This is a genomic window from Campylobacter lari, assembly GCF_900638335.1.
In the GTDB taxonomy this organism is placed as follows: Bacteria; Campylobacterota; Campylobacteria; order Campylobacterales; family Campylobacteraceae; genus Campylobacter_D; species Campylobacter_D lari_E.
Genome location: NZ_LR134508.1, coordinates 1,059,683 through 1,076,165, shown reverse-complemented (window position 1 = coordinate 1,076,165; position 16,483 = coordinate 1,059,683). Strand labels below are relative to the sequence as shown.

18 protein-coding genes are annotated in these 16,483 nt (G+C 29.9%); 2 read left to right on the top strand and 16 right to left on the bottom strand.

Annotation, left to right across the window (positions count from 1 at the left end):
* Positions 1-9: 9 nt before the first annotated feature.
* The 13 genes from EL235_RS05560 to EL235_RS05495 all read right to left on the bottom strand — a co-directional run bounded on the left by EL235_RS05560 (position 10) and on the right by EL235_RS05495 (position 12,963).
* On the bottom strand, positions 10-435 hold the full coding sequence (locus tag EL235_RS05560; RefSeq protein ID WP_052243301.1) for a Z-ring associated ZapG family protein: 426 nt from the start codon (positions 433-435) through the stop codon (positions 10-12).
* A 12-nt stretch (positions 436-447) separates the two neighbouring features.
* The gene (gene ccsB, locus EL235_RS05555; protein ID WP_126340979.1) at positions 448-3,678 is read right to left on the bottom strand and encodes a c-type cytochrome biogenesis protein CcsB; all 3,231 of its coding nucleotides are present in this window, start codon (positions 3,676-3,678) and stop codon (positions 448-450) included.
* Positions 3,679-3,681: 3 nt separating this feature from the next.
* Entirely contained in the window at positions 3,682-4,377 is a 696-nt protein-coding gene (locus EL235_RS05550) for a high-affinity branched-chain amino acid transporter, ATP-binding protein (protein WP_039626675.1), read from the bottom strand.
* On the bottom strand, positions 4,364-5,134 hold the full coding sequence (locus EL235_RS05545) for an ABC transporter ATP-binding protein (RefSeq protein WP_126340978.1): 771 nt from the start codon (positions 5,132-5,134) through the stop codon (positions 4,364-4,366). The genes EL235_RS05550 and EL235_RS05545 overlap by 14 nt, the downstream gene beginning before the upstream one ends.
* Entirely contained in the window at positions 5,131-6,162 is a 1,032-nt protein-coding gene (locus tag EL235_RS05540; RefSeq protein ID WP_039626671.1) for a branched-chain amino acid ABC transporter permease, read from the bottom strand. The genes EL235_RS05545 and EL235_RS05540 overlap by 4 nt, the downstream gene beginning before the upstream one ends.
* Position 6,163: 1 nt before the next feature.
* Positions 6,164-7,060, bottom strand: coding sequence for a branched-chain amino acid ABC transporter permease (locus EL235_RS05535; RefSeq protein WP_039626670.1), 897 nt, complete (start codon positions 7,058-7,060; stop codon positions 6,164-6,166).
* Positions 7,061-7,080: 20 nt separating this feature from the next.
* Positions 7,081-8,196, bottom strand: coding sequence for an ABC transporter substrate-binding protein (locus EL235_RS05530; protein ID WP_114640490.1), 1,116 nt, complete (start codon positions 8,194-8,196; stop codon positions 7,081-7,083).
* Positions 8,197-8,207: 11 nt separating this feature from the next.
* On the bottom strand, positions 8,208-9,320 hold the full coding sequence (locus tag EL235_RS05525) for an ABC transporter substrate-binding protein (RefSeq protein WP_126340977.1): 1,113 nt from the start codon (positions 9,318-9,320) through the stop codon (positions 8,208-8,210).
* Positions 9,321-9,336: 16 nt separating this feature from the next.
* Complete coding sequence (locus tag EL235_RS05520) at positions 9,337-9,774, bottom strand: c-type cytochrome (protein ID WP_126340976.1); 438 nt, start codon at positions 9,772-9,774, stop codon at positions 9,337-9,339.
* A gap of 285 nt (positions 9,775-10,059) precedes the next feature.
* A complete protein-coding gene (locus EL235_RS05510; RefSeq protein ID WP_126340975.1) occupies positions 10,060-11,265 on the bottom strand; it encodes a major outer membrane protein in 1,206 nt (401 codons plus the stop codon).
* A gap of 240 nt (positions 11,266-11,505) precedes the next feature.
* Entirely contained in the window at positions 11,506-11,727 is a 222-nt protein-coding gene (locus EL235_RS05505) for a YlcI/YnfO family protein (protein WP_126340974.1), read from the bottom strand.
* A gap of 10 nt (positions 11,728-11,737) precedes the next feature.
* The gene (locus EL235_RS05500) at positions 11,738-12,301 is read right to left on the bottom strand and encodes a bacteriohemerythrin (RefSeq protein WP_039626659.1); all 564 of its coding nucleotides are present in this window, start codon (positions 12,299-12,301) and stop codon (positions 11,738-11,740) included.
* Between the two features lie 74 nt (positions 12,302-12,375).
* Positions 12,376-12,963 (bottom strand): bacteriohemerythrin, encoded by a 588-nt coding sequence (locus EL235_RS05495; protein WP_039626657.1) that lies wholly within the window; start codon positions 12,961-12,963, stop codon positions 12,376-12,378.
* A 131-nt stretch (positions 12,964-13,094) separates the two neighbouring features.
* On the opposite strand from EL235_RS05495, the gene dccR reads away from it, so the two are divergent.
* Together dccR and EL235_RS05485 are read left to right on the top strand one after the other, a co-directional pair.
* On the top strand, positions 13,095-13,760 hold the full coding sequence (dccR, locus tag EL235_RS05490; protein ID WP_039626655.1) for a two-component system response regulator DccR: 666 nt from the start codon (positions 13,095-13,097) through the stop codon (positions 13,758-13,760).
* On the top strand, positions 13,723-14,976 hold the full coding sequence (locus EL235_RS05485) for a sensor histidine kinase (RefSeq protein WP_164717497.1): 1,254 nt from the start codon (positions 13,723-13,725) through the stop codon (positions 14,974-14,976). The genes dccR and EL235_RS05485 overlap by 38 nt, the downstream gene beginning before the upstream one ends.
* 2 nt (positions 14,977-14,978) lie before the next feature.
* Here EL235_RS05485 and EL235_RS05480 read toward each other — a convergent pair whose 3' ends face one another.
* The 3 genes from EL235_RS05480 to ribE are packed head-to-tail and all read right to left on the bottom strand — an operon-like array spanning position 14,979 to position 16,427.
* Entirely contained in the window at positions 14,979-15,185 is a 207-nt protein-coding gene (locus EL235_RS05480; protein WP_126340972.1) for a hypothetical protein, read from the bottom strand.
* Position 15,186: 1 nt separating this feature from the next.
* The gene (gene pgeF, locus EL235_RS05475) at positions 15,187-15,855 is read right to left on the bottom strand and encodes a peptidoglycan editing factor PgeF (RefSeq protein WP_126340971.1); all 669 of its coding nucleotides are present in this window, start codon (positions 15,853-15,855) and stop codon (positions 15,187-15,189) included.
* Positions 15,819-16,427, bottom strand: coding sequence for a riboflavin synthase (ribE, locus tag EL235_RS05470; RefSeq protein WP_114640486.1), 609 nt, complete (start codon positions 16,425-16,427; stop codon positions 15,819-15,821). Before ribE ends, pgeF begins: the two co-directional genes overlap by 37 nt.
* Positions 16,428-16,483 lie beyond the last annotated feature (56 nt).

The window sequence follows — 16,483 nt, the reverse complement described above, 5'->3', positions numbered from 1 at the left end:
CAAAAACCCTTAAGATTGTCTCATTTTTCTTTTTGCTAGACCTATTTGCTCATAAGCATCTATTTCTTTTTTTAAAGCCTTATAACGCTTTTTTAATTCATTGTTTAAAAATGAGATGTTTTTCGGAGTGGCGTTAGCGTTAGCTGAAATAGCACTAATAAAATCAAGTTTTCTTTTGGTTGCGCTGTCTTTTGGGTTTGAGCCAAATTTTTGTGAGTTTAGAAATTGTAAAATTAAAGCTTGAATTTCTTGAGAATTTTTTGCCCCATTAGCTTTAGATATAAAATCTTCTATATTGCTTATTTGCGTAGCTTTAATTGTGCTAGTTTTATTTGGTTGCTTGTCTTTGTGAGTAAAAAATAACACTAAAAGAATGCCAAGTATAATAACAACAACTAAAGCTATTATTAAAAATATAAAAAGAGAATTGTTCATTAAAATACTTTCCTATAGCTTTCTTGCGTAAGATCTTTTAAAATAACTTGTTAAACTTAATGCAACCATAAATAAAAATCCCCAATACACATAATCAGGAATTTTTACAGAATCTCCTGCTGCATAAGAGTGCATACCAGTTAAAAAGTAATTTACTCCAAAATAAGTCATAATAATCACCCAATATGCGAACATAGAACACACTGCAAAAATATATTGATTTGCCCATTTTGACACCAATCTAATGTGTAAAATAGCTGCATAAACTAAAATACTAATTAAAGCCCAAGTTTCTTTAGAGTCCCAACTCCAATATCTTCCCCAGCTTTCATTTGCCCATATAGCACCTAAGAAATTTCCAACTGTAAGCAAGCAAAGTCCTAAAATCATAGCCATTTCATTAATTCTTGTAGCCTCTGTAATATTTCTTAAAATATTTTCATTATGTTTGCTATTAATTTTTAGCATACATAGTAAAACAAGTACAAATATACCCAATAATGCGCATAATCCTAAGAATCCATAGCTAGCAGTAATAACTGAAACATGTATAGTGAGCCAATATGATTGCAACACAGGAACTAAGTTGGTAATTTGTGGATCCATTTGACTAAGATGAGCTACGCCTAAAGTGACACCCGCTAAAATAGAAGTTAAAGAAAGTGCAATAGGGCTTTTTCTTGAAAAGAAAATTCCAGATAATGATAAAGCCCAAGCTATATAAACCATACTCTCATAAGCATTACTCCATGGTGCACGACCTGCTATATACCAACGCAGAGCCAAACCTAAAGTATGGGTGAAAAATGCCACAATGTTAAATACATAAACACATTTAAAAATAAAATCAATGCGGATTTTTGGCAGTAGCATTTTGACAAAAACTATAATTAAAAGCAAAAATCCAGCACATAAATAAAGCGGAGCAAGATTTACAAAAATTTGACTTTTATTGAAAAATATTTCTGTGCTAATTTTTTTAGCACTTGGCATAACTTCATGGCCATATTTATCTTGATAGCTCTTGATGATATTTAAATTTTTAGTTGCTTCATCCCAATTATCATGTGCAATAGAATTACTAACCGCATTAAAATAATTTTCTAAAATACTTTTAACTTCTGCACCTTCTGCACCTTTTAAGCCTATATAGGCTTCGCGTGGTGCTACCCATTGATTGTTGGTGCTATTTTGTAAAGGGATAAATCTAAAAATATCACCTGAGAAGATTAAATTTACAATATTAACTCTTTCATCAAGCTTGATGATCTCTTTATCAAAAACACTTCTTCGATTTGGATTTTTTCTATTAGCATTTTCTACATATTTTTGTAGTTTATATGAATCTGTAGTAAAAAAATCTTTAAAGCTAGCATAAGCTTTAGGTTCAATTTCTAAAATTTTAGAAATTTCTTCATTAACCAAGCGACTGCTTGGCATGAAAATGATGTCTTTATCATACCATGCACTCCCATCAAAAATCATTGATATGATTGTTGCTTCTGCGCTTTGATTTTGGAATGTTGTCTTTTTATATATTTTTTCTAAAACTTCCATGGCTAAAGTATTAAAAGGAACCATCCTTCCATCGGGTTTTTGTACTACTAATGAAGCTAGTTCTTTAGCATGTGTCTCATCTACTTTGATAGGTTCATTTGCATAACTATTTTGAGTTATAGAAAATACTAGTATAAATACTAAAATAGCACTTGATTTTTTTAGGGTGTCTTGATTGATTAATTTAGCTAAAGTTCTAAATCTTGAATAAGGATTTAAAATATTTAAAAACATTCCTAGTGTGAGTAAAAAATATCCTATATATGTAGGAATTTTACCTGGATCCTTATTAACTGAAAGTATGGTACCAAGTTCATCTTGATCGTATGAACTTTGGTAAAATCTATAGCCTTGATAATCTAAAACATTATTCATGAAAATTTTATATTCTAGCTTCTTATCGGCATTGTCAATTTCCACATAACTTGCGTAAGACATAGGTGACATTGAGCCAGGATAACGTTCTAATTCAAAGTCTTTTAAGTACATTTCAAATGGCATTTCTATTCCTTTAGGACCCCATCTTAAAAAGAAAGGTTGGCCTGCTACATCAATACGAATAGGTGAGTTGTATTCTACTAGGAAAACTTCTTTGGATTCTCCTTTGTAGCTTAGTTTTAATTTTAAGGCATTGATAGCATTTTCTGAGAGTTGAGTTGGCATATATTTAGTGCTTTGTGCAAAATCTTTAAAACTATTTAATAGGGAATTATTCCAGTATTTTGCATCTCCAAATAAAGAAATCAAAGCATTGCGTCCTAGTTCTATCCAGCTATTAGCAAACCAAGTAAAAAAGCTTTCATCTTGAGCTTGGTTGATACCTTCTAAGGTTTTTTTGCCATGCAATGAGGCAAATTTAACTACTAGGTTAATATCATTAAAAGAGTATAATCTTAAATCTTTGGCTTGAGCTTTTTGATTTGCTTTTAAAGTATTTTCTTTTCCATCGCTCATTGACATGTATTTTAAATCAAAATCAGCACTAAGTTTTAGGTCTTTATCGATTTTTATATAAGGACTTGGAACAGAGTCATTTAAAAATGCTATATTAACACCATTAATATTTTCTATATCTCCTGCTTGAAAAAGTAATTCTTTCGATTCGTTATTTTGTGAAAGCATTAAAGACAAAAGAGGATCAGAGCTATTGTCATCAATATAAATTTCTTTAGCATCTAAGATTAAATTGTCATATGTAACTTGAGCTTTTTCATCGGGTAAGATTAAGTCAAATGAAAAATCATTGACAAAAGGTAGAGTTGCTATATACTCAGATTTTGAAGCACTATACACTTTATCATCTTTTAAAGTTGCTATGTAAATATAGCTTTTTGAAGTTTCAATAATGTTGTTTTTTTCATTTTCTCTAATATGTAAATTTCCTTCAAATCCCATATATCTAGTCATAGCTGAACCTAGTAGAATAAATAAAAACGAGATATGAAAGATTAAAAGTGGTATTTTTTTCTTATTAAACATTTTATATTTAAAAAGAGCCACTAAAAGATTGATTCCTAGTATGAGTTGTATAAAACCAAACCAGGAAGTACCATAAATCATTGCCCAAGCGGTCGAAGTATTATAAGCGCTTTCTATAAAAGTAGCTAGAGCGCAAAATAGGGCAAAAATTAAAAATAAAAAAATAGAAATTTTTATATCACCAAAAACTAAAAGTTGTTTCTTCATGATTTAAGCTCCAAGATATTTTTTTCTAATCTCATCGTTGCCAATAAGATCTTTTGCAGGCGAGTGCATAGCGATTTTGCCATTTTCTAAAACATATGCATAGTCGCTAATTTTTAAAGCTGAAAATGCATTTTGTTCCACTAATAAAATAGTAATTCCTTCTTCTTTTAATTTAACTATAATATCAAAAACTTCTCCGACTATTTTTGGAGCAAGACCTAACGAAGGCTCATCAAGCATTAAAAGTTTTGGCTCACTCATAAGTGCTCTTGAGATAGCTAGCATTTGAGCTTCTCCACCACTTAGAGTTCCTGCTAACGCATTTTTTTTATCTTTTAATCTTGGGAAAAGTTTATACATTTGATTTTTTAAATGCTCATAGTTTTCTGCATTATTAAAAGCACCGATTTTTAAATTTTCTTCTATGGTGAGATTTATAAAAACTCTTCTTCCTTCAGGTACCAAAGCAATACCTTTTTGAACTAGAGTATGCGGCAAGTGCCTTTGAGTATCATAACCTAAAAAGGTTACATCGCCGGTTTTTTTTACGCAATTTAGCATTGCATTAAGCGTCGAAGTCTTACCTGCGCCATTTGAGCCTATTAAACTAACTATACTTCCTGTTTTTATAGTAAAATCAATACCTTTAACAGCTTCTATTAAACCATAATAAACATGTAAATCTTTAACTACTAGCATTAAAATCTCCCAAATATGCGCTAATTACTTCAGGGTTTTGTACTGCATCGTTTGGTTTTCCCTCAAAAATGGTTCTACCATAATCAAGTACCATAACTCTATCGCAAAGTTTATTAACAAATTTCATATCATGCTCGATAAGTAAAATACTAATTTTTTTATTATCTCTTATGTTAAAAATCAACTCAGCTAAATCATCACTTTCTGTAGAATTCATACCTGCTGCTGGCTCATCTAGCAATAAAAGCTTAGGATTTGTTGCCAAAGCCCTTGCTATTTCAACTTTTCTTTGCTGACCATAACTTAAACTAGTAGCTTTTTCATCGGCCAAATGAGCGATATTGAGCTGTTCTAAAATTTCATAAGCTGCTTTTTTTACATTTTTTTCTGCTTTAGAAAATCTTCCCAAATGCAAAAAGGCTTCAAAAATATTATATTTAATACTCTTATCAAAGCCAATCAATACATTTTCTAAAACGCTCATGCTAGAAAAAAGTCTGATATTTTGGAAAGTTCTTGCGATACCTAGATGAACTATCTTATGTGGTTTTAAATGATCAATTTTGTTTCCCAGAAAAAAGACTTCCCCACTACTTGGCTTATAATTTCCTGTGATAATATTAAATAGAGTGGTTTTACCTGCACCGTTTGGGCCTATAAGTCCAAAAATTTCACTTTCTTTAATAGTAAAAGAAGTATTTGTTATAGCATTAACTCCACCAAAATTTTTATGAATTTCTTTAAGCTCTAAAATCATTTTTTCTTCCTTCTAGAAAACTTAAATAAAATATCCGTTAATTCTTTATCACCCATTATCCCTCTTCTTGCAAAAAGCATTACTAAAATCAATATAACAGAAAATACAACCATTCTAAGACCAGGCATAGCAGGAGTTTCATAGCCAAAAATATTCATACTCTCATCTAAAAATCTTAAATACTCACTTCCACCTATTACTAAAATAGCCCCGATGATAGCACCGGTAGTTGAACCTAAACCACCCAAAACAATGATAATTAAAAGCTGGAAAGTAAATAAAAAGTCAAATTGCTCAGGTGAAACTGAGGCTAGTGCACAGGCTAATAAGCCACCGCCAACACCTTCCAAAAACGCTGAAGTGCTAAAAGCTAAGGTTTTAATATTAAAGGTATTTATACCCATTGCTAATGCCGCATCCTCATCATCTCTTACAGCTTTCATAGCTCTACCAAATTTTGAACTAACAATATTTAATATGATAATAACAGAAAAAATAGCAATCCCGCCACTCCAGTATAAGGTAGTATGCTTAGGAATATCATTTAAACCTAAAGAGCCATTTGTAATAGAAGCAAAGTTAATTGCCATTAGTTTAATAATAATCCCAAAACCTAATGTTACAATAGCTAAATAATCCCCTCTAACTCTAAATACTGCAAAAGCTAAAACTAAAGACAAAAGCATAGCACAAAGTCCAGCAGCGAGTAAAGCCACAATAAAACTTGGCGAATGAATCATCAAAATAAAGCCATTTGGATCTTCTAAAGAAAACTGATCGATTTTACTTTCGCTTGTGAGTAAAACTAAAGCTGCAACATAGGCTCCTATAGCCACAAAACCATTTGGTTCTAGTGAAAATTGTCCTGTAACTCCATTGATAAGATTATAACTTACTGCTAAGATTACAAAAATAGCAATATTGCTTAAAATTCCTATTTTATAATCATTGAAAAAATAAGGAGATATAAAAAGAAAAGCAAGTGCTATAATAAAAAAACTTAAATGTGTAATTTTTCTTGCAACCATCTTAAAACCTACTTTTTTCAAAATTAATACCCAAAATTCCAGTTGGCTTAAAAAGTAAAATCAACACTAAAAAGATAAATGCAAAAGCATCTTTAAAACCAGAAAGATCAGGGAAAATAGCAACTACAACAACTTCTGTAAATCCTATAATCAAGCCGCCTAAAACTGCTCCAGCAACCGAACCAATACCACCTAAAACAGCAGCACCAAAGGCTTTAAGTCCTATAAGGGTTCCCATGCTAGGTTCAACAGAAGGATAACTAACAGCCCAAAAAATACCACCAATAGCAGCTAGAGCTGAACCTAGTGCAAATACAATAGCTATAATACGATTTGCATCAATTCCCATTAAATTTACAGTATGTATATCAAAAGCTAAAGCTCTAATAGCAATGCCATATTTGCTTTTATAAAGTATGAGTAAAACCACTAATAGTATAAAAAATGTCAAAATAGGTACTAAAATACTATTAACACTAATATTAATATTATTGAAATTAATCACTGTTTCAAGATAACTTGGCACAGGAAAATATTTTGGTGTTGAACCAAATAAGACATTAAATACATTTTGTATTAAAAAGCTTATACCTATAGCTGTGATAAGTAAAGAAATTCTAGGCGCTTTTCTTAAAGGTTTATAAGCTACCCTATCAATAGCTATACCTAAAGCTGCTGCAAACAACATAGCTAAAGAAAGAGCGCCCAAAAAAGGCACATTCATACTTGTAACACAAAATAAAGCTGAATATGCACCTACCATCATAATGTCACCATGTGCAAAATTGATCAATCTTAAAACACCGTAAACCATTGTATAACCTATGGCGATAAGTGCATACATACTACCTAAGCTAAAACCATTTATAATCTGCTGTAAAATTAAAGAACTATCCATCGAACCTCTTAAAATTTTATTTACGGAATAATCGTATCTTTATAGACTTGTTTTTGATTTTCTATTGATTTTATAACAATTGAACGTGTAGCATTGCCTGTTTTGTCAATGCTAATTACTCCGCTAACACCTTCAAATTTTGAAGTAGTGTGAATATTGTTATTGATACATTCGCTGTTAAAATCATTAATACATTTTTGCATAGCTTCAAAAATCACAAAATATGCATCTGCACCCATAGCCGTGAAATTTGGAACTTCTTTGCTTTGTTTTTCTTTTTCATAAGCTAATATAAAGTCTTTAGAAAGTTGCGTTGGTGGGTTATTATAATCAAAGCTATCGGTAAATAAATATCCTTCTGCTGCATCTTGAGCTAGATTAATAAAAGTTTCATCAGCCACTCCATCTGCTGAACCCATAGGGATATTTATACCCATTGATTTTGCTTGGCGTGCAAATAAAGAAGCTTCTGTGTAATACACTGGAATGTAGATAAAATCAGGTTTTAAATTTTTAATTTGCGAAAGAATAGCTTTGAAGTCTTTATCGCCTGCTGTAATTCTAAATTTATCTAAAATTTTTCCACCTTGTTTGTTAAATTCTTTTTCAAAGGCTCTAGTTAAACCTAAAGAATAATCCGCACTTTGATCACTAACAATTACAGCTTTGGTGTAATTTAGTTTATTTTTTACATAAGTAGCCAAAGATGAACCTTGAAAGCTATCCATAAAACAAACTCTACTAGCGTATAATTTTTTATTTAAAATTTTATCTGCAGTAGCTGCAGGAGCAACCACTGGGATCTTTTTTTCTTCACCAATTCTTATCACTTGTAAGGTGTTAGCTGTTAACATTTCTCCAATTAGCGCATAGGCTTTATTTTGTGAAACCAATCTTGTGCTAGCATTTGCACTTTCTATTTTATCTCCTTTTGTATCTACTACAACTAAATTTACTTTATCTCCATTGTTTAAAATGTTTTTCATAGAATTTGCTATTTTTATACCATCCAAGGCACTTTGCCCATAAGCTGCAGTAGAGCCTGTTAGAGGTAAAACTACGCCAATATTAATTTCTTTTGCTTGTATAATATTGCTAGCTATGATAGATAATATAACTATACTAATTTTTTTCATAGTTTAACCTTTCAAGGATTGATAATAGTTTTATAAACTTGTTTTTGTTCTTGTATTTCTTTTATAACTACAGAACGACTTGCATTGCCACTAGAGTCTATACTTATGACCCCACCTACACCTTCAAAATTATTAGTTGAATGAATTTTTTCATTAATACATTGAGTGTTAAGATTGCTAGCGCATTCATTCATTGCATTTAACATTACATAATAAGCATCAGCTCCCATAGCAGAAAATGCTGGAAGTTCTTTAGTGCCGTGATTTTTTTCATAAGCTTCAATAAATTTTTTAGAAAGAGTTGTTGGTGGGTTGTTGTAATCAAAACTATCGGTAAAGATTACTCCATTTACAGCATCACCGCCAAGTTCAATAAATGTTTTATTATTTACCCCATCACCTGCACTTAAAAGCTTATTAAAGCCAACTGCTTTTGCTTGTCTTGCTATTAAAGCAGCTTCTGGGTGGTAAATTGGCATATAAACAAAATCAGGGTTGATACTTTTAAGTTGAGAAACAATAGCTTTAAAGTCCTTATCGCCTGAAGAAATGGTTAGCTTTTTAAGTACTTTTCCACCATTTTGTTTAAATTCTTTTTCAAAAGCTTTTGCTAAACCTAATGAATATACATTGCTTTGATCAACTATCACAACCACGCTTTTTAGATTTAAATCTTTATAAGCATAATTAGCAAATTTATCTCCTTGAAAACTATCCATAAAACAAACTCTACTAGCGTAGCTTTTTTTGTCTAAAAGTTTATCACCTGAAGCAACCGGAGCTATAGCAGGAATTTTTCTTTCTTCGGCTATAGATAAAACTTGCATAGTATTGGGTGTAACAGCTTCACCTATAAGGCCTAAAACTTTATCTTGAGAGATAAGTCTAGTAGCAGCATTTGCTGCTTCTATTTTATCGCCTTTTGTATCAATAGCTATGATTTTAACGCTATCTCCATTTTTTAAATTTGGATTTAAAGTATTAGCTAGTTTAATACCCTCATATACATCATTACCATAGGCTGCTAAAGTGCCAGTGAGTGGTAAAACAATGCCTATTTTTACTTCTGCGGCATAAATTGAACTAGCACAAAGTAAGCTAGCTAGCAGTAGATTTTTTTTCATGAAAACTCCTTTTTTGTTATTTTAAAAATGTATTATGCTTGGTTTTTGGTGCAGGTTCTTCTTCTAAAAGGTCTTTTTGATTAAGCTCTATAGAAAAATTTTGCCCCTTTAGGTAAGCTATAATGTGATCCATATCACTCCCGCTTAGTTTTTTAGTATACAAACTCATTTGAATGTTATCACTTGATTGATTTTTGAAATATCCATTAGCATAGTCTTTTAAAGTGCCTTTGATTTCTTCTGGGCTTAAGTCTTTAATAGCTCTTTTACCATAAGAATTTTTTTCTCCATTTTCTCCATGGCAAGTATTGCATTTGTTTTTAAAATATATTTCTTTAGCTTTTTCTAAGTCATAACTAATATTATCATTAAAAGTATAAGTAAATAAAGATTTTACATTAAAAGCTAATAGTGAATTGATAAATAAAATACTTACAATAAACAAGCGTAACATAAATATGCCTTTTTAATATAGATAAATCTCGATTATATCTAAAAAAAATAAACAATTTCACTCCACTCTCACTTTTTTAAAAAATTCCAAAACTTTAAGTCATTTTGCAAAAGCTTATAGGGGTAAAATACTAAGAATATTAGCAAGTAAAAATATACATAGCAAAGAAGCTTTGCTTGAAAATCTACCTAATGAATTAAAAATAAAAGAAATTAAAATACAAGGATTAAAAGAAGAGATAATTTTAGATATAGTAAGCTAAGCCTTTTGGCTTAGCTTTTATAATTAGAATTTGTATAGAGCTTCAAGTCTGATGTGTTGATTATCTTTATCATCAACACCTTGCTGATTGAAATCTTCAGTTAGGTAAGAATAGAAGCCACTAAATGTAAGTTTTGGGCTGTATTTATAAGATAATCTTGCAATATATTCATTTTTATCTATATCATAACCAACTTGTTCAGATTTACCACCTACATAGTCAAATCCTACTCTTACAGTTTCAGCAAAAGTGTAACCTAAGCCTGCAAAATAGAAGAAGTTTTCACCAGTATCACCTCTTACATCACTACCTTGAGAATAATAAATTCTTTCACCTGCTTTAATTATTTTACCTAGATCTTCTAATGTTACTATAGTAGCTTTATCTTTTTCACCATAACCAACAATACCTGCTTGGAAATCAAATGCTGAAATTTGGCCTTGTAATTGAGCAGCATAGAAATTACCATTATCAAGACCTAATTTTTCTTTGTCGCTATCTAAGCTATTTCCTAAGTATTGACCTTGGATTTTGAAGTTAGCTACATCATTGAAGCTAAATTTATAGCTAGCATCTACAGCATATAAAAATGCCCAGTTGTTTGAATAAGCAGCCCATAGTTGGAAAGCAAATGGATCAAAATCACCTAATACAGCAGCACCATATAAAGAAGCATCAGCTATACCTAAACCAGTGAAATCGCCATCATCTGTAACGTTAAAGCTGTCAAACCAATAACCAGCAAAAGTTAAACCTTCAATAGAGTTATTGATGATTTTAGCTCCTGTACCGATAGCATCATCAGTCCAAATTGAACCAACTTCCATTTTACCGAAAATTACGCTTGTAGCATAAGCTTCATTAGTATATTCTAAGTATGCTTGTTCAACATCAAAACCTTGAGCTGTGTTTGTTTCAGCTTTAGCAGTTGGGCTATTAAAACCTAACTCACCTGTATTGTCATATTGGAATTGAACGAAAGCTTTGAAGTTATCATCTAAAGCTGCTTTAAAGTTGATTTGCGATTTAAATCTATGTCTGTTTTCTTTAGCACCGTTGTAGCCATTAGAAACAGTGTTTCCTTGTTCTAATCTAGCAGATTCAAATCTGTATCTCATCATTCCTGATACTTCAATATCTTTTATAGCTTCTTCAAGTGAAACAGCATTAGCTGCTGAAAAAGCACCTGCAGCTAAAGCTGCTACTAAACTAAGTTTAACTAGTTTCATGAGAATTCTCCTTATTAAAATTAAAACTATGGCTTGTATTATAGCATAGTTTTATATAAGAATTCTTAAAGTAAATAAAAACAATATAAATATGTTCAAAGACTATGTATTAAAAGTAGATATATCTTTAAAGATCTAGTTTAAAACTAGATCTTTAAAAACTAAGGAGTTATCTATGAATGTTTGCTTTTACAAATGTAATTATGCTCTTTGATAGTTAATGTTTGGAAACTGAGGAAGTTAACATTTTAATTTTTTGATAATACTATCTAATTTTTCACTATCCCCATATTTTAGATTTTCTAAAGCTTCTATAGCTGGAGCAAAATCTTCCATTTCATCAAGATAGTTTTCTAAAGCATTGCGTAAAATTTCAGCTTTTTTCTTTTTAGAAAACTTTGCAGTTTGACTTAAACGTTCATAAAGTTCTTCTGAAAGGGTTAAAGTATATCTTTTATTCATCATATAGCCTTTATTTTAGTCTTATTGCTTCTTGGCAAGTTTTACATTTATAACTTGTGTTGGTTTTTTGAATTTTTTGATGAATTTCGCAAGGTACCTTATGGATTTTATCAGTACATGAGCAAACATACTCATAAAATTCTTGTAAATCTTCTGAAGTTGTTTCATTGTCTTTTTTGTTTAATTGTGCTTGGTGCCATTTTTCTATTTTCATATCTTCTCTTAAAATATGCTCTAAAAGCCATTTTGATGCGATGATATTAAGTTTTTCTTTTAAATCATTAGTGCTTTTGATATTTTGAATTAAATCAATCATAGATTGAATAATGCTTTTGTGAATTTTTTGATGATTAGCAAGTTCAGGATAGCCTATTTTTGCCATATATTTTTCTTCTTCGGCAAAATGCTCTTTCATATAGTTAAAAAAATCTGCAAGTAAAAATTTGATCTGACCCTTATGGATAGGCTTATCTGATATCATCTCAACATTAGCGGCAAGCTCAAAAAGTTTTTGGTGTTGTCTATCTATCTCTTTGTTGTGAATACTATATTTGTCGCACCATTTTGGTAACATACTAATCCCTTTTTATTTGACAGAGTTTTGCAAGAATTATAGTTTACAGTATTTTAAAATATGGTTAATTTTTATTAAATTTCTGTTTTTTCTTTGCATAAAATTAAATTAGCAGAGCACTCTTTACATTTAAATTGTACTTTAGAATATTGTATTTTTAGATGAATATCATAAGGAACTTTATGGGTTTTTCCTTCACATTGACATTGATATAAAAATTTTTTTGGTTTCGGCTTTTCCTCTTCAAAACTTTCTGATGAATTTTTTACTTGTGTGCTTTGTCTCCAGTGTTCTATCATCATATCATGTTGGATGATATGCTCTATAAGCCATGAGTTAACTACTATATATAGTTTTTCTTTTAAGTCGTTCGTACTTTTTATACTTTGTATAAGTTTGATCATTGAGCTAGTGATTTGTTTATGCATGAGCTTGTGTTGGTTTAAATAAGGATAATTGATTTCCGCCATATATTTTTCTTCATCTTGGAAATGAATTTTAATATAATTAAAAAATTCAGCAATGAGTTTTTTGAGTTCTACTTGGTAGATTGGTCTATCAGAAATTTCTTCAACCCTAGCGGCAAGTTCGAAGAGTTTTTGGTGCTGGGCATCAATTTTTGTATTATTGATACTATATTTTTGATCCCATTGAGGTAACATAATAAATCCTAAGTGTAAATTATAAAACAGTTAATATTTTATAAATACTTGGCTTTAAATACGCTAAATTCACGCTCAATTTACATAAAAAAAATATAATGTTTTAAAAAAATATAATAAAGGTTATAAAAATGGCTACACAAATTCTTTTATTAGAAGATGATATTAATTTAGGAGAAATTGTTAGTGAATTTTTAGAAGAAGAAGGTTTTGTAGTTACCTTGGTGGATAATGCTCAAGATGCACAAGATAAAGCTTATGAGAAAAATTTTGATTTATGGATTTTAGATGTAAAAGTTCCTTTAGGAGATGGTTTTAGTGTGCTTAAAAATTTAAGAGAAGCCGGTAAATACACACCGGCTATTTTTATGACTTCGCTAAATACTACTATGGATTTACAAAAGGGTTTTGAAAGTGGTTGCGATGATTATATTAAAAAGCCCTTTGAATTACAGGAGCTAAAAATAAGAATTAACGCTATTTTAAAGCGTTCTTTTGCTCATAAAAATGAAGACTATGAAGATTTGGGAAATGGTTTTAAATTCGCTTTTGTTTCGCAAACTTTATATCAAGATGATAAGCCTTTGACTTTGCCTTTAAAAGAATTAAAGCTTTTAGCTTTGCTTTTAAAAAATAAAGGTAAATTTATAGATACTGCTTGCATTTTTGAAGAAATTTGGGAGTATGATCAAGAGCCAAGCGAACTTAGTCTAAGGGCTTATGTGAAAAATTTACGAAAAATTTTAGGTAAAGATAGTATTGTTAATCAAAGGGGAAGAGGATATTGTTATGTATGAAGCCAAGCGTGTTGCATGGCAAATTCTTTCTTTATACTTGGTAAGCATAGGAAGTGTCCTCATAGTGCTTTTTGGCATATGGTATGCAAAGTTAATAGAGGAGTTAGTAACTGAGCATAGTATAAAATTAAGACAAGAGCACCGTTTTGTAATTTTGCAAATGGAAAAATTACGTTTTGAACCTATAGAAAAAGGTGCTAGACAAATTGCTCAAATTTCTAATATAAAATTTGCAATATTTGATAGAACAAAAGTTTATTTTTCTAATCTTGACTTGCCTGCTCAAACAACTTTTTTTGAGCTTAATAATGCAAATATTTATAATAATAATACTTTAATTTATATAGCTGATGTGAATTTAAATAATTTATTGCTTGCAAACACTCAAGGTCAAAATGCTTTAGAGGTTTTAGGTGATGTTAATCGTTTGAGGGTTTTAATACAAGGTAATGATATTTCTAAGGAACTTGGATTTATAAGATTCAAAGTAGCTTTAGCTATGGTTTTTTCTTTGATTTTTGTAAGTATAACGGGGTATTTAATACTTAATTTTGCACTCAAACCTTTAGAAATGAGGATAAGGTTTTTAAATAATTTTATAAAAGATACCACCCATGAGATTAATACTCCAATTAGTGCAATATTAATGAGTGTAGAAAGTTTGGAAAGAAAAAATAATTTTGAAGAAATCAAGGCTTTAAAGCGTGTAAAAATAGCAGCTTTAACTTTGAGTCACTTGTATTCAGATTTAACTTTTTTAAATTTTTCTCAAGCTTATAAGGCTAAAAAAGATTGGGTATTTTTAAAAGATTTAATCAAAGAAAGAATGGAATATTTTAAGATATTTTTGGAGCAAAAAAATATTAACCTAGAGCTTATCTTGAAAGATGATGGAAAAATTTATGCTAACAAGGAACAGTTTTTTAAAATGTTTGATAATCTTGTTAATAATGCTATAAAATATAATGTAAAAAGCGGCCATATTAAAATAATACTTTTAGAGCAAAGGCTTATAATAGAAGATAGTGGCTGTGGCATAGCAAAGGAAAATTTGGCTAATATTTTTGAACGTTATTCAAGATTTAATGAAAATCAAGGTGGTTTTGGTATAGGGCTTTCTTTGGTTGATAAAATTTGCAAAGATCATAATATTAATATAAAAGTAGAAAGTGAATTAAATAAAGGAACAAAATTTATTTTAACTTGGAAAAATTAAAATTATTTATTGCTCATTTTAGCCTTTTCTTTGGCATTTATAAGTGTTGTGATAAATTTATTTAAATTTTGAGTATCGTTTTGATTTAGAGTTTGTGGGGTATGATTTAGCATTTGAGTGATTAAAACTTCGTTGCTTAAGTCATTATCTCCAAATTCTCTAGCCTTTTGTAAAATTTTTAAAGCAAGTAGATTTTTTACTTCATACATTTTAATCCTTTAAATAAATCACACTAGCAATGCGTTTTGGAGTTTGATCTTTTCTATAAGAAAAAAATCTCTCATCATCAAAAGTGCAAATGTCAATATTAAAAATATCATTAATACCTAATTCTTTTGCCTGAAATTTAACCAATGCTTTTAAATCAAGCTTATTTTCATGTAAAAAAGGTGCAAATTTTTCTTTGCTGTAGTTTAAAACCTCGCCATTAATTTCATAATTTTTAGCACAAATTCCTGCTGAAATGATGAGTTTTAAATTTTTTGTTTGAGTGTTAAAGTTTTTTTGCATTTTCAAAACAGCTTCTTTTAAGATATTTTCAAAACATCCTTTTCTACCTGAATGTAAAGCTGTTACGGCTTTATTTTTATCATCATATAAAAGCAAAGGCAAGCAATCAGCACTTAAAATGCACAAAGCTATATTTTTTTCATTACTCATTATCCCATCGGCATTGAAATGGAAATCTTTATTATAATGAGTGATGATATTAGAATGAATTTGATTTAAGAATACACATTTTTTTATTGAATTTTCCCAAGGGAAAATATTATTGCAAATTTTTGCTCTAAAAATATTATAATCTCGATCAAAGGCTACAAAAGCTTTTGCAAAATCATTTTCTAATAAAGTGATGTAATTTTGTCTATTTGCTGCCATGAAATTTCTTTTTTATAATTTAATTGTCTATGTATGTATCTTGCTAAAAGATCACTTTCTATATTAACGCGTCTTCCTATGGTATAATCCTTAAACAAGGTTTCATTAAAGGTTATAGGAATGATAGTTAAGCGAATGCCATCTTTTAAAACTTCATTGATAGTTAAACTCACCCCATCTATAGCTACACTTGCTTTATTTGCCATATAAATTTGTATATCATCAGGACATTTAATATAAAAATCAACTCCATTTTCTTTTTTAGAAATATTAGTAATTTCACCTATACCATCAATATGCCCTTGCATTAAATGCCCATCTATTCTATCGCCATAAGCTAGTGCAGGTTCAATATGTACATAATCTTTTAAATTTTCAATAGCTATGTGAGTTCTTGTTTCATAAGAAAGTTCAAGATTAAAACCATCATCAAAAAGTTTTGTAACACTCAAACATGCGCCATTAACTGCTATGCTATCGCCTAGTTTTGGTTTGTAGTTTGCTTTTAATCTTAAAGTGTTGTTTTGATATGATTTGACAAAGGCTAATTCGCGGATTAATCCATTAAACATTCAATACCTTTAATTTTTATGAGATTTTATCTAAAACTTTTAAATTTCAAAAAATA